Origin of the sequence: Brevibacillus formosus (genome assembly GCF_003013405.1) — a bacterium.
GTDB lineage: Bacteria > Bacillota > Bacilli > Brevibacillales > Brevibacillaceae > Brevibacillus > Brevibacillus formosus.
The window spans coordinates 577,324-592,457 of sequence record NZ_PXZL01000013.1; the positions used below are offsets into that span (position 1 = coordinate 577,324).

The 15,134-nt window shown below is 48.8% G+C and carries 11 protein-coding genes; all 11 read left to right on the forward strand.

Annotated features, from left to right (window positions below; genetic code table 11):
* The first annotated feature begins 445 nt into the window (after positions 1–445).
* The 11 genes from C7R91_RS15440 to C7R91_RS15490 all read left to right on the forward strand — a co-directional run bounded on the left by C7R91_RS15440 (position 446) and on the right by C7R91_RS15490 (position 15,124).
* Positions 446–1,378, forward strand: a complete 933-nt coding sequence (locus tag C7R91_RS15440) for an ABC transporter permease (RefSeq protein ID WP_047069169.1) — start codon at positions 446–448, stop codon at positions 1,376–1,378.
* Positions 1,379–1,381: 3 nt separating this feature from the next.
* Complete coding sequence (locus C7R91_RS15445; RefSeq protein ID WP_047069170.1) at positions 1,382–2,326, forward strand: ABC transporter permease; 945 nt, start codon at positions 1,382–1,384, stop codon at positions 2,324–2,326.
* Positions 2,327–2,354: 28 nt separating this feature from the next.
* Complete coding sequence (locus C7R91_RS15450) at positions 2,355–3,374, forward strand: ABC transporter ATP-binding protein (protein WP_047069171.1); 1,020 nt, start codon at positions 2,355–2,357, stop codon at positions 3,372–3,374.
* The gene (locus tag C7R91_RS15455) at positions 3,375–4,322 is read left to right on the forward strand and encodes an ABC transporter ATP-binding protein (RefSeq protein ID WP_047069172.1); all 948 of its coding nucleotides are present in this window, start codon (positions 3,375–3,377) and stop codon (positions 4,320–4,322) included.
* Positions 4,323–4,358: 36 nt separating this feature from the next.
* On the forward strand, positions 4,359–5,987 hold the full coding sequence (locus C7R91_RS15460; protein WP_047069173.1) for a peptide ABC transporter substrate-binding protein: 1,629 nt from the start codon (positions 4,359–4,361) through the stop codon (positions 5,985–5,987).
* An 80-nt stretch (positions 5,988–6,067) separates the two neighbouring features.
* Positions 6,068–7,870 (forward strand): S9 family peptidase, encoded by a 1,803-nt coding sequence (locus tag C7R91_RS15465; protein ID WP_047069175.1) that lies wholly within the window; start codon positions 6,068–6,070, stop codon positions 7,868–7,870.
* A 5-nt stretch (positions 7,871–7,875) separates the two neighbouring features.
* The gene (locus C7R91_RS15470) at positions 7,876–9,891 is read left to right on the forward strand and encodes a S9 family peptidase (protein WP_047069176.1); all 2,016 of its coding nucleotides are present in this window, start codon (positions 7,876–7,878) and stop codon (positions 9,889–9,891) included.
* Between the two features lie 31 nt (positions 9,892–9,922).
* Positions 9,923–11,302 carry a M20/M25/M40 family metallo-hydrolase gene (locus C7R91_RS15475; protein ID WP_047069177.1) on the forward strand — a complete coding sequence of 460 codons (1,380 nt, stop codon included), beginning with the start codon at positions 9,923–9,925 and terminating at the stop codon, positions 11,300–11,302.
* A 177-nt stretch (positions 11,303–11,479) separates the two neighbouring features.
* Positions 11,480–12,451 (forward strand): peptide-methionine (S)-S-oxide reductase MsrA, encoded by a 972-nt coding sequence (gene msrA / locus C7R91_RS15480; protein ID WP_047069178.1) that lies wholly within the window; start codon positions 11,480–11,482, stop codon positions 12,449–12,451.
* Positions 12,452–12,547: 96 nt separating this feature from the next.
* On the forward strand, positions 12,548–14,125 hold the full coding sequence (locus C7R91_RS15485; protein ID WP_047069179.1) for a glutathione ABC transporter substrate-binding protein: 1,578 nt from the start codon (positions 12,548–12,550) through the stop codon (positions 14,123–14,125).
* A 96-nt stretch (positions 14,126–14,221) separates the two neighbouring features.
* A complete protein-coding gene (locus C7R91_RS15490) occupies positions 14,222–15,124 on the forward strand; it encodes a M15 family metallopeptidase (protein ID WP_047069180.1) in 903 nt (300 codons plus the stop codon).
* Positions 15,125–15,134 lie beyond the last annotated feature (10 nt).

Consider the following 15,134-nt stretch of genomic DNA (forward strand, 5'->3'; position numbering starts at 1 on the left):
TGGGCATGCGAGCTGTAGCAACCGCGAGGCTTTAAATAGGGATGTTTTAGGGAAAATTTCCGTATTAATTATTTTATATTTGACAACTTTCAGCAAATTCCTTTATGAATCGATGTAAAAAATAAAAAAATCAGAATTGACATTAAATAATCACGGCACTATATTGTTGAATTAAGGAATGTTTTAGGTCAATTTCCGTTAAAGAGGTTGTTCAAAAAGTTGTCTTTTGATCACGAAGTAGTCAAGAAAGCGAATTCGACATCGAATATGGCGTTCACCTCTGAAGTCCGGTGCTCATGTAGATGGCCTACACTGTGCTCCTCCTTCGTTCGGTTCTCGCCATCCTCTCGGTGCTGAAAAGTCAACTTTTTGAATTATGAACAAAAGGAGGGTGCGTTTAATTTTCTTAATCTTTTTGCAAGTCTGGACTAGGGGGCTCGAATAGATGTCGCGTTATTTACTTAAAAGAATTCTGATGATGGTACTCACCTTGTGGATTATTGTAACGTTGACTTTTAGCCTTATGCATATGATCCCTGGTGATCCATTCGCGTCGGAATCAGATCAATTGCCCGAGCAAATATTGCTCAATCTGCGTGCCAAGTACAATTTGGATGAACCGCTGCCGATGCAGTATTTGCTTTATCTAAAAAGTTTGGTCATGCTCGATTTAGGACCTTCTATTAAGTCGGAGACACGCGGTGTCAATGATATGATCAAAGATGGCTTCGGTTCATCTGCACTGATCGGTTTGCAGGCGATAGCGGTTGCCCTTTTTTTCGGACTTTTATTCGGAACAATTGCGGCATTAAACCGAAATACCTGGATTGATTATGCGGCAATGGTTTTAGCAGTATTAGGGATTGCTGTACCCAGCTTTATCATGGCGCCATTGCTTATTAATTACTTGGCAATCAAATGGCCGTTGTTCCCAGTAGCAACGCTTACCAGCTGGAAACACTCGGTTCTGCCTTCACTCGCACTTGCTTTTGGACCGTTAGCGATCATTACACGCTATATGCGGACGAGCATGATCGACGTAATGAATCAGAATTACATACGGACCGCTGAGGCAAAAGGAATTCCGACTTTTCTGATAGTGGTCAAACATGGCATCCGCAACGCGATTTTGCCGATTGTCACGTTTATGGGACCGCTTATCGCGGGGTTGTTAACTGGAACGTTCGTCGTCGAAAAGATTTTTGCGGTACCTGGGATTGGCAAGTACTTCGTCGATGGCATTTTCAATCGAGATTATCCCGTTATTCTAGGAACCACAGTATTCTACAGTGCCATCCTGGTGCTCATTATCTTCTTGATTGATTTGGCCTATATGTTCATCGATCCACGAATCAAATTATCGAGCAGGGGGAGGTAGCCAATGGCGGTAGATCAATCAGTAAATGAGTTGTTTCGACCTAAAGCTCAAAAAGCAGATGGACAGATCGCCCAGATGCGACCGAGCCTTACTCATTTTCAACAAGTAACGAGAAAGCTCGTCAGAAACAAGCTGGCCATGGTGGGTTTGACTCTGATTGTTTTATTGATTGCCATGGCGATCATAGGACCACATCTCGTTTCGTACAGCTATTCCGATCAGAGTCTCTTGAATGCGAATCAGGAAATTTCGAGCGAGCATTGGTTCGGAACAGATGAGCTGGGTCGCGACATGTTTTCACGGACTTGGTACGGAGCGCAGATTTCACTCATTATCGGAATATCGGCAGCGTTAATTGACTTGATCATCGGAGTGACCGTCGGCGGTATTGCCGGTTACATGGCAGGTCGAGGCAAAAAGGGTGACCGAATCGATACTATTATCATGCGATTGATCGAGGTCTTGTACGGACTGCCATACCTGCTCGTGGTGATCATGCTGATGGTTGTCATGGAGCCTGGAATTGTTACCATCATCATCGCGTTGTCCGCAACCGGTTGGGTAGGGATGGCTCGTCTCGTTCGAGGACAAATCCTGCAATTGAAAAACCAGGAGTTCATCATGGCTGCCCAAGTGCTGGGTGCCAAATTCCCTCGCATTCTGTTACGCCACCTGATTCCGAATACGATCGGAGTCATCATCGTGAACTTGACGTTTACCATTCCGTCAGCGATATTTGCAGAATCTTTCCTCAGTTTTTTGGGCTTGGGTGTGCAAGCGCCAATCGCTAGCTGGGGCACGATGACAAACGATGCACTCGGCGTTATTTTGACAGGGGATTGGTGGAGACTTTTCTTCCCGGCCCTGATGATTTCTTTGACGATGTTTGCTTTCAACGTTTTTGGTGATGGCTTGCAGGACGCATTGGACCCAAGAATTCGCGAGTAACCACGCCACGAAGATAGGAGGATCAGACATGGCGGATCATTTGCTACAAGTAGAAAACCTCCGCGTACATTTCAAAACGTACGGTGGAGAGGTACAGGCTGTACGGGGAGTTACCTTTCATGTTGATCGTGGCGAGACGCTTGCGGTAGTGGGAGAGAGCGGCTGTGGAAAGAGTGTAACCGCCCAAGCGATCATGGGCTTGATCCCGAACCCGCCGGGAAGAATCGTGGATGGTCAGATTCGTTTTGACGGAAAAGTTATCACGGGGATGAGTAAGAAGGAATTGCTTTCGGTTCGTGGAGCTGAGATCGGGATGGTCTTCCAGGACCCGATGACAGCACTGAACCCGACGATGAAGGTCGGCGCCCAAATCGTCGAGGGATTTGTTCGTACACAGCAGGTCAGCAAAGAAGAGGCACGGAAAAAAGCGATGGAGATGCTTCGACTGGTCGGTATCCCCGATCCGGAAAAACGGGTTGATCAATACCCGCATGAGTTTTCCGGGGGAATGCGGCAACGTGTCGTCATCGCGATTGCACTAGCCAATAATCCAAAGCTCGTCATTGCAGATGAACCGACGACAGCATTGGATGTAACCATTCAAGCACAAATCTTGGACTTGCTTCGAGAATTGCAAGAAAAGCAGCAGCTCTCCATCGTGATGATTACACATGACTTGGGTGTCGTAGCCGAAATCGCGCACCGGGCCGTGGTCATGTATGCAGGAATTGTTGTGGAAACAGGCAAGGTAGAGGATATTTTCGCAAATCCGAAGCATCCGTACACATGGGGCTTGATGCGCTCGCTGCCGCGGATCGATGGTGTGGAAAAGGAACGCCTGGTACCGATTGAGGGAACGCCGCCAGACTTATTCCACCCGCCAAAAGGTTGTCCGTTCGCTCCGCGTTGTCAGTTTGCGATGGAAATATGCGAGCAGCAAATGCCGGAAGCTTCCACATTCACTGAGGGTCACCAAGCTGCATGTTGGCTACATGATCCACGGGCACCGAAGCTGGAAGAACTGGTGGCAGCAGGGAGGCAGACGTAGATGAGCCAAGCGTTGGTTGAAGTCAAAAATCTAAAAAAGCATTTTGAAATCGGTAATGGAGTTACGCTAAAGGCGGTCGACGGCGTTACCTTCACGATTAATCGCGGCGAGACGCTTGGACTAGTCGGAGAGAGTGGCTGCGGTAAGTCGACGTTGGGCAGAACGATGATTCGTCTCTATGAAAATACAGATGGAGAAGTTTTATTCAAAGGTAAAAATGCACACCGCTTAAAAGGGAAAGAGGCAGAGCAGTTCCACCGCGACGTCCAAATGATTTTTCAAGACCCGCAAGCAAGTCTGAATCCGCGCATGACCGTCATGGACATTATTGCGGAGGGCTTGGATATTCACGGCTTGTCTCGTGGAGCAAGAGCGGATCGGGTCAAAGAATTGCTGGAGCTGGTTGGTTTGTCGAAGGAACATGCGAACCGATTCCCCCATGAATTCAGCGGAGGCCAAAGGCAGCGGATCGGGATAGCCCGGGCACTTGCGGTTGAGCCGGAATTTATTATCGCAGATGAACCGATTTCGGCACTTGATGTGTCGATCCAAGCGCAGGTCGTGAATCTTTTGGAAGACTTGCAGCAGGACAGGGGGCTGACTTACTTGTTTATCGCCCACGATCTGTCCATGGTGAAGCACATTTCTACTCGAATCGGAGTGATGTACCTCGGCAAAATGGTAGAAATGGCAAACAGCTTCGAGCTGTACGAAAAGCCGCTTCATCCATATACACAAGCGTTACTGTCCTCGATTCCGATTCCTGATCCGACGATCAAGCGGGAGCGCATCATTTTGCAGGGCGATTTGCCGAGTCCTGCCAACGCTCCAAGCGGTTGTGTTTTCCGAACAAGATGCCCAAAGGCCATGGAGCAATGCGCGGCACAGGTTCCTGAATGGCAGGAAGCCGCACCGAACCATTGGGTTGCTTGCCATCTCTATCAGTAGTTCGATTTTCAATCTTAAAATATAGGGGGAAACAACGTGAAGAAAATAGCTGCCTTTGCCCTGTCACTCTCGCTCGTCATTCCGGCTCTGGCTGGATGCGGCGGTAGTGGTGAGTCAGCATCGACTGGAGGTACCACAACCCCAGGCGCTGCTGTCAAACAAGAAGTTGTGTTCAATGCCAAGTCTGAGCCGCCAGACTTGAACCCGCTCACCTCGACGGATACCACTTCCTTCTGGATCATGGATCACTTGGGGGAAGGCTTGTACACCAAGGATAAGGACGGCAATCCGATCCTGGGACAAGCCAAGGAAGTGAAGCTTTCTGATGACAAGCTGAAGTACACGTTCATTTTGCGCGATGACGTGAAATGGACCAACGGCGAGCCAGTGACAGCCGAGGATTTTGCTTACACGTATATGAAGCATCTGGATCCAGCAACTGCTTCGACTACGGCTTACTTGCTCTATTACATTAAAGGAGCAGAGGCATACAACAAGGGCACAGGAAAAGCAGAAGATGTGGGCATCAAGGCCGTGGATGCAAAAACGCTCGAAATCGAGCTGGTTGCTCCTACGTCGTACTTTGACAAAATGCTAGCTACCCGTTACTGGCACCCAATCAACAAGAAGCAGGCAGAAGCCACTCCAAAATGGGCAGCAAATGCAGATACCTACATCTCTAACGGTGCTTACAAGCTCGTATCCTGGAAGCACGACTCTGAGCTCGTTATCGAAAAGAACGAGCATTATTGGAACAAAGCGGACGTAAAAATGGAGAAGATCACTTGGAAAATGGTGAATGACGCCACGACTGCTTATCAGATGTACAAGAGCGGTGAGCTCGACTTCAACAAAGAGATGCCATCTGACATCCTCGCCCAAGAAAAATCGAGTCCAGACTTTAAATCCGTTCCTTACTACGGTACCTATATGTACATGTTTAACGTAACGAAAGAGCCATTTACGAATAAAAAAGTTCGCAAAGCATTCGCCATGTCGCTTGACCGTAATGCACTGTCAGAAATGGTTAGCCAAGGTGGAGAGACACCAGCTTACTCTATGGTTCCGCGTGGAGCGATGCAACCAAACGGAAAAGACTTCCGCGAAGAGGGCGGAGACTACTTCAAAGAAGATTACGAAGCAGCGAAGAAGTTGCTGGCTGAAGGTATGCAAGAAGAAGGCTGGTCCACACTTCCAGAAGTTACACTCATGTACAACACCGATGAAAGCCACAAGAAAATAGCGCAGGCGATCCAGGAAATGCTCAAGAAAAATTTGGGCGTAGAAGTGAAAATGACAAACCAAGAGTGGAAAGTATATCTGGATACAACGAAACAAAAGAACTACCAAATGGGCCGTATGGGCTGGGTAGGTCAAATCAACGACCCTGCGTTTAACCTTGACTACTATTTGGGTGAAAGTCCGAACAACCGTACTGGTTGGGTGAACAAAGAGTATGATCAGTTGAATATGGCGGCAAAAGTTGAGCAAGACCCGAACAAGCGTATGGAATTGCTTCACCAGGCAGAAGCCATTTTGATGGATGAAATGCCGTTCATTCCAGTTTACCACTACCAGCAAAACTATTTGGTGAAACCGAATCTGGAAGGGCTCACTTATCCAGTTAACGCGTTCCCAAGCGCTCGCTGGGCAACAAAAAAATAGGAAAAAAGAGGAGCTTCTCCTCTTTTTTCTCTTTACATACTCCAACGAACATCTAGCAAGTGAGGAAAGGATGATTTCTCGTGATTTTGGACTATCTGCAAGTGAAATCCGCGTATCAGTTGAAGGTGGTACCGCAGCGTAGAGAGATTACCTTTTTAACGAAGCTGACAGGCATCGCGCAGTTGTGGCGCTGGAATGAAGAGTCCAACCGCTCGGAGCAAGTGACCTTTTTCCCTGATCGAGTAGTAGAAGTTGACCATTCCCCGTGTGGAACGAAAACGATTGTCGGTATGGACAACAAGGGAGATGAGCGGCAGCAGTTCTTTTTGCTAACAGAAAATGGAGCAGTCGTGAAACCGTTGACGGACGCTCCTGCTTATTTTCACTATTTGGGTGGCTGGTCACCTTGTGGGCAAAAGATCGCGTGGTCCAGCAATCGTCGGAATCCGCGTAGCTTTGATATTTTTGTACAGGATGTCGAGAGCGGTGCGTATGAAGAAGTCTTCCGTTATGATGGGCGCACAGATCCAATTTGCTGGCTGCCAGACGGGACAGGACTCATTTTCAGCGTGCAGGAGACCAACATTGACAATTGCCTGTATTTGTTGAATCTGCAAACGAAGGAAGCACAAAAGCTCGCCATTTGCAGTAAACATGCGCGCTATCATTCCTTGGTACTGTCTATAGACGGCCAAACGGGATATCTTGTAACTGACCGCGATGAAAACACGAAAGCGTTGTGCCGCTTTTCACTGCATACAGGACAGCTGAACAAACTGGTGCACGACCCGAAATGGGACATTGAGGTGGCTAAATTATCCCCCGACGAGAGGCTGCTTGCCTTTACGATCAATGAAGGAGGCTATTCCGCACTTGCTCTCTATTCCTTGACAGAGAAACGCTGGGAGCGGGTGGAGCAAGCGCCACGTGGAGTGATCTCTTCTTTGGCGTGGGTGGATGATGATCAGCTCGCTTTTACACTGAAAAGTCCTACACTTCCAGGCGACATCTGGACGTACACCATTTCGGAGAAAACTAGCAGGCGTGTGACGAACATTGGTCGATCTGATGCTCTGGAGGATAAACTCATCGAGCCGGAATTGTGCACCTTTCACTCTTTTGATGGCTTGGAAGTTCCGTATTTCCTTTATGCCAAAGATGCATCTGAACATTCTGAGAAAAAACCAGTCGTCGTCTACGTTCATGGCGGTCCAGAGAGCCAAATTCGCCCGGAATATCATCCCGTTTTTCAATTTTTGGCGAATGAAGGCTTTACGGTGGTAGCACCAAATGTTCGCGGCAGCATGGGCTACGGTCGGGAATATGTCCAACTCGACGATCGTCGCAAGCGGATGGATTCTGTAGCAGATTTGGCTTGGCTGGTCAAAGATTTACGCAACCGCCCAAGCGTTGACCCGAATGCGATCGGCATTATGGGCCGCAGTTACGGAGGCTTCATGACATTGGCTGCGCTTACGCATTACCCTGACCTGTGGGCCGCGGGTGTTGATATTGTCGGGATTTCCCACTTCAAAACCTTTCTGGAGAACACCGGCGCATGGAGAAGGAGATTGCGTGAGGTGGAGTACGGGTTCCTCGGCGAAGACGATGACTTTTTTGAAGAAATTGCTCCTTTGAATCATTCCCATAAGATCACGGCTCCGCTTCTCGTATTCCATGGGCGCAATGATACGCGTGTTCCTGTCAGCGAAGCAGTACAGCTTGTAGCAGACATGAGAGGCAGGGGACAAGAAGTCGATTTGCACATTTTTGAGGATGAAGGTCACTTTACCGAAAAACTGGACAATCACATCACGTTGAATCAAAAAATTTCCCAGTTCTTTTTGGAGAAGCTTGGATCCACCAATAAAATCGAGGAGTGAGTAGAATGACGCAAGCAAAAAGAGGCATAACGGCTGAAGATTTGTATCAAATGCGGTACGCGAGCGATCCGCAGCTATCACCAGACGGAAACACGCTTGCCTATGTGGAAAATCAAATCGATGAGTCACACGCATACCAAAATCACTTGTATTTACGCAGATTGGATGCAGATGATCCACAGCCTTTGACGTCTGGCTTCCGCGACACCTTTCCGCGCTGGTCGCCGGATGGTTCAAAGATTAGCTTTGTCTCGAATCGATCTGGAAAACCACAAATTTGGCTGATCGATGCTAACGGAGGAGAAGCAAGGCAGCTCACGTGTTGCAAAAACGGCGTCAGTAATCCGATTTGGTCACCTGATGGCAAATACATTGTCTTTTCGTCGATCATGGATGAGGGAGAAACATTTGCAGACCAGGAGGGAACCGAAGAAAAAGGAAATGCCAAAGCCATTCATGTCGGAAGAATGAAGTATAAATCCGATGATCTCGGGTTTATTTACGAGAAAAACAAGCAGTTGGCCATTGTTCATGTAGAAACAGGCGAGGTTACGCCACTCAGCGATGGCCCGTACAATCATACGGTTGGCTCCTGGTCTCCGGATGGAAAATGGCTCGCGATTACGGCGAACCGAGCAGAAGACCCTGATTTTCAGCATAGTGTTGACGTTTTTCTCATCCCTTTTGAAGGGGGAGAATGGAAAAAGCTGACCAACAGCAAAGGGATTTTTGCCTACCCAACCTGGTCACACGACGGTAAGAAGCTAGCGTATATCGGAAGTGAATTGGACACGCATTTGTACGCAGCACAGAAGCGCATCTGGGTATATGATTTTGAAAAGGGCGACTATACGTGCATCACAGCGGATTGGGATGTACAGGTTGGCGATTCCACTATCGGAGACATGCGCTCGCCTGGTCACCCCAATCCAGGTGCTGTATGGACAGCGGACGGAAAAGGCATGTACTTTATTGCAAGTGAACGAGGAAATTCCGGCATCTATCACGTGACATTGGACGGACAAGTCACTCATGTCGTAGCGGGGGACCGGAATATTTACGGCTTTTCGCTGGATGAAAACGAACAAACGGTGGTTGCTGCTATCAGTGACCCGTTTACGCCAGGCGACTTGTATCAAGTAAGCCTGAAGGACGGAGAAGAAAAACGTTTGACAGCACTGAACAAAGAGCTATTTGCGGGCATTGAGCTCCCGGTTCCAGAAGAAATCGAGTTTGTCGCAAAGGATGGCTGGAAGCTGCACGGTTGGATGCTCAAGCCAGTCGGTTTTGAAGAAGGAAAAAAATACCCGATGGTTCTGCAAATTCATGGCGGGCCTCATTCCATGTATGGAAATACGTTTTTCCACGAGTTCCAGCTGCTCGCTGCAAAAGGCTACGCCGTACTCTATACGAATCCGAGAGGGAGCTTTGGCTACGGAGAGCGATTTGTTCAGGCGTGCTGCGGTGACTATGGCGGGAACGATTACCGCGATTTGATGACGGCTGTGCAATTTGCATGTGATCATTTCGATTTTGTCGATGAGGACCGCTTGGGTGTCGCAGGGGGCAGCTACGGTGGCTTCATGACGAACTGGATCGTCGGTAAAACCAATCGATTCAAAGCGGGTGTAACTGATCGGAGTATTTGCAACTGGGTAAGCTTTTACGGTGTCAGTGATATCGGGTATTTCTTCACTGCCGAAGAGATTCAGGCAAATCCATTCACGAATCCGGAAAAAATGTGGCAGCATTCACCGATTCGCTTGGTAGAGAACATCGAGACGCCTCTGCTGATCATGCATGGGGAACATGACTACCGTTGCCCGATCGAACAGGCCGAGCAGCTTTATGTGACATTGAAGCATCAAGGCAAGGCTCCGGTATCGTTTGTCCGTTTCCCGGGTGCCAGTCATGAGCTTTCCCGCAGTGGTGATCCAGAGCAACGCGTGTTGAGACTGCAATATACGACAGATTGGTTCGACAGTTATTTGGTTGCACACCAAAAAGAGAAAGTCGAATAAGCAGGTAAATGCCAGTAGGAGGTGCCCGATCGTGAACAAAGAACAAGTTATAGGCATCGTGCAAGAAAATTTGCCGCATGCAATCGAGAAGCTGAAGCAATATTTGCGTTTTCCTACCGTATCCGCACAGCATAAGGCCATCCCAGAGACGGTTGAATACGTGGTCAAGATGATTCATGAGGTTGGCGGTGAGACAAAGGTCCTCGATAATCTCAGGGGCAATCCAGTGGTGTATGCGTTTTTTGCAGCAGGCAGTGAGGGAGACGCCAGCAAAACGATCCTGTTTTACGATCACTACGATGTTCAACCACCTGAACCGTTTCATGAGTGGAACACGGAGCCGTTCGACCCTACGATCATCGATGGAAAGCTGTATGCGCGTGGGGTTGCCGACAATAAAGGTGATCTCGTCGCGCGTCTGACGGCGATTCAGATTTTGCAGCAGCAAGCGGGCGGTTTGCCTTGCAACATCAAGTTTCTGATCGAAGGAGAAGAAGAGATCGGCAGCCCGAATCTGGAGCCATATCTTCGAGCGTACAAGGAGCTTTTCCAGGCGGATGCCTGCATTTGGGAATTCGGTGGAAAGGACGAAAATGAGCGAATCAGCATGGTTGCCGGGATCAAAGGAATGGCCTACCTAGAGCTGACATGTGTTGGGGCAGATATCGACATGCACTCCTCTGTCGGTGCCTATGTAGACAATGCAGCATGGCGCCTCGTACAGGCATTGGCGACGATGAAAAATCAGCAAAACGAGATTTTGGTCGAAGGCTTCTTCGATGGGATCGAGGAACCGACAGCGGATGAAAAGAAAGTCGTTTCCGAATTGCCGTTCAGTGAAGAGGCGACAGCAGCGCTATACGGCTTGAAACGCCCACTGATTACCGCGTCAAACAACGTGGACCCGCGAGAAGCTATGGTATTCCACCCGACCATGACCATTTGCGGTCTGGATAGCGGCTATACAGGAGAGGGCGCGAAGACGGTGCTGCCGAAAAGCGCGATGGCCAAGCTGGATTGCCGCCTTGTCCCAGGACAAGATCCACAGCACATCATGAAATGCATCGAGAATCATTTGGAGAAGCATGGTTTTACGGATATTACCGTCACCATGATCAACGGACAGAAAGCGTATCGCTCCGATTTCCACCATCCATTTGTTGCTCATGTACTGGATACGGCTCGCGTCATATATGATCATGAACCCGTGCTTTCGCCAAACGCGGCAGGCACAGGTCCGATGTATATTTTTGGTGAACAGCTGAAGCTTCCTGTCGTCAGTACAGGGGTAGGCTGGGTTGGCTGCAAAGTACATGCGCCGAACGAATCCATCCGTTTGAAAGACTTCGAGGAAGGAATTGCCCATATGGTTGTCATGCTCTCTGGGTTTGCCAAAGCGCTGTCAGAGTAGCAGCATACGAGTAAAGGATTATGCAATCTGATAGCGAAAAAGGGGCCTTTCTTATAAAAAGGTCTCCTTTTTTATTTGGAACCCCTCACAGCACTTCCAGAGTGGACTTTGCTTTTGCAAACCATGTACAATCGTAGATGATAGTGTTACATACTACATTTACAGGAGGCGAAATGCGTGAACAGCGATACACATCCATTCGAAATCGCAACCTTTGCTGGCGGATGCTTCTGGTGCATGGTCAGTCCGTTTGACAAGATGCCAGGCATTCAAAAAGTCGTCTCCGGCTATACAGGCGGTCATGTCGAAAACCCAACCTATGAACAGGTATGCTCTGATACGACGGGACACTATGAAGCGGTCCAAATCACATATGATCCGTCCCTGATCTCATACGACGAATTGCTGCAAATGTTTTGGAGACAAATCGACCCGACAGACGCTGGTGGTCAATTTGGTGACCGAGGTCAATCGTATGCGCCGGCGATCTTCTATCATAATGAAGAGCAAGAAAGGCTTGCGCAAAAATCCAAGCAAGAGCTGGAAGCGAGCGGTCGTTTCCAAAAGCCCATTGCAACGCTGATTTTGCCAGCCAAACCGTTCTATCCGGCGGAGGAGTATCATCAGGACTACTATAAGAAAAATCCGGTTCGCTACCAGTATTACCGCGCGGCATCAGGCAGAGCGAAATTCACCAAGGAAGCATGGCGCGACCGTGCGAAGCAAGAAGAATTGAAAAAAATCTTGACCCCGCTCCAGTACGAGGTCACGCAAAACAACGGGACAGAACGTCCGTTTACGAACGAATTCTGGGATCACAAAGAAGAGGGCATCTACGTTGACATCGTCTCCAACGAGCCTTTGTTCAGTTCCTTGGACAAGTTCGATTCCGGTTGCGGGTGGCCATCCTTCACCAAGCCATTGCAGGAGGAGAACGTAACCGAGCATGTGGATTTGACACATAATATGATTCGTACAGAGGTTCGCAGCAAAGAAGCAGATTCTCATCTCGGCCACGTTTTCGAGGACGGTCCAGGTGAAAATGGATTGCGTTACTGCATCAATTCAGCCGCATTGCGCTTCATTCCGAAGGATCGTTTGGAGGAAGAGGGCTTCGGGGAATATAAGCGATTGTTTGAAAAAGAATAGAGTGTGGACCGCTGCTCTCCGGGAAACATGGGAGAAGGGCGGTCTTTTTGCTAAACATACAACGAGGGAAACATAAGAGAATGCAGGGAGGGTCCAATGTACACACAGACATCCTTACACAGACGAATTGGACTGTTACTCGCAGCAATCATGACCATAGCAGGCTGTTCTTTCGGTCAGGAGCCTTCTCACAACAACCAAATCGTACCGACACCCCAAAACGTTGCTGAGGGTGGGACGTTAATCATTGCACGTATGTCGGATGCAGCCAATCTCGATCCCCATTTTATTTTGACGATTAATGAGGCGAGTGTCGTCCAAGGAAAAGTGTATGAAGGGCTCGTCAAACGTGATCGGAACATGAATATTCAGCCACAGCTGGCAACTGCATGGGAACAAATCGATGATCTTACTTGGGAGTTTACTCTCCGACAAGGCGTTATTTTTCACGATGGGACCCCCTTTCATGCACAGGCAGTCAAGAAAACATTCGATCGCGTATTAAATCCAGCGGTGGCTTCTCCTCGAGCAGCGATGTTTGAAAAAGTAAAGCAGGTTAGGGTCATCAATCCGTACAGAGTACAATTCATCCTTCACAAGCCATTTGCGCCTTTGCTTTCTATTTTGGCCAGTCACGAGGGGAGCATCATCAGCGCTACTGCAATCGATAAATACGGACGGGAATTATCGCAGCACCCGGTTGGTACTGGCCCTTATCAGTTCCAATCATGGGAGCATGGCAGTCAAATTACGTTGAGCAAAAACCATTCCTACTGGGGCGAGGCCGCTACGCTTGATCATGTCGTCTTCAAGGTTGTTCCGGATGGTGAGGCCCGCATTGCGATGGTAGAGAAGGGAGAAGCACATGTCGCGGAGTCCATCCCTGTCATGGAGCTGGATCGAATTCAAGCCTCCAACCAGATGCGCGTGTACCGCAGTGATGCGCTCGGGACGGAGTTTATCGGGTTTAATGTATCACGTCCACCACTGAACGATATCCGTGTGAGGAAAGCCATCAGTATGGCGATCGAGACGGGAGCGATCATTAAAGGGGTGTATAACAACGTGGGAACAAAGGCGAATTCCCCGATGGGACCGCATGTGTTCGGCTACAGTCCAACTGTGAAAAGCTATCCGTACGACATCAATCAAGCGCGTCGGTTGCTAACAGAGGCAGGCTATCCAGATGGTTTTCCTATTCAAATGATTACCTTCAATAGACAGGATCGAATCTTGGTTTCCCAAGTGATACGGTCGCAATTAAAAGGGATCGGCATCGACGCGGAGCTAAAAGTCGTCAGCTACGATGAGTTTGTCCGAACCATTGAGCAAACGAAGGATCATGAGATTTTTGTCAGTGGCTGGGCAAATGCAACTGGGGATGCCGACTACAATCAGTACAATCTGTTTCATACATCGGGTGGAGGGGCGGGCAACAGCTTTCAATACAGCAATCCCGAGCTGGATCGTCTCATCGAGGCTGGTCGTATCGAAACAGATCCGGCCAAAAGACTTGCCATCTACGCAAAGGCACAAGAAGTGGAGCTGCAAGACGCTTTGGTTGTTCCGATTCGCAATCTGGAGAATTTGGCTGTGATCAGCAACCGTATTCAGGGCTTCTCCATCAGTCCAGCGGGTTATCTGAATCTCGATCAGGTCGTGATTTCTCAATAAAACATGTAACGAAAAGCCGGTCAATTATGTCATAATAGGTACGTACTTTTATTACCTACATAATTGGATCAGCTCCCAAACGAAAGGAACGTTACAATGAGAAGTTTTCGAAACCGGCTTTTGCATCCACTCGTGCTCGTAACGGCAATGACATTTGTGTTGTCTGGATGTAACAGTATAGCTGCTCCTCAAGAATCACAGACACCACCATCCGTGGAGACACCAACTCCTCCAAAGAAGGAAGAAGCGAAGCCAAAGGAGGAGACAACGCCTCCACCTGCTGAAACACCAAAGCAAGAACAACCGGAGCAACCCCAGAAAGCGAAGCCAACGGAAACGAAATCGGCAGAAAAGCCGCCAGCGGGTCAGCCGTCTGAGCTGTTGTTCCCGGACATCGCGGTCGTGGGTGAGCCTGAGAGTATTGCTGTACTGGTGAACAAACAGCGCAAGCTTCCGGAGAACTATCAGCCAAATGATTTAGTGTTCCCAAACGTTCCTTACTTGCTCCCTGAAAAGAGCGAGAAACGAAAAATGCGCAAAGAAGCAGCGGGTGCGCTTGAGCAGTTATTTGCGGCAGCCCAGGCTGATGGTGTTCAGTTGGCGGGCGTTTCTGCCTATCGCTCCCACGCCTACCAGAAAGCGCTGTTTAATCGCTATGTAAAAAAAGACGGGGTAGAGAAGGCACGGACTTACAGTGCAGTTCCTGGGACGAGTGAGCATGAGACGGGACTCGCGATTGATGTCTCTGGTAAGGATGGCAAATGCGCAGCAACAAGCTGCTTTGCCGGAACCAAGGAAGCGAAGTGGCTGGATGAAAACGTCGAGAAGTTTGGATTTATCATTCGCTACCCAGAGGGAAAAGACTCGATTACTGGCTATATTTATGAGCCGTGGCATTTGCGCTATGTAGGTGTCGAGATCGCACAAGAAATCGGAGAAAAAGGGATTACGCTCGAAGAATATTCAGGTGTCGTACCTGTTTCCACACCAACGAATTAAAGAAGCAACG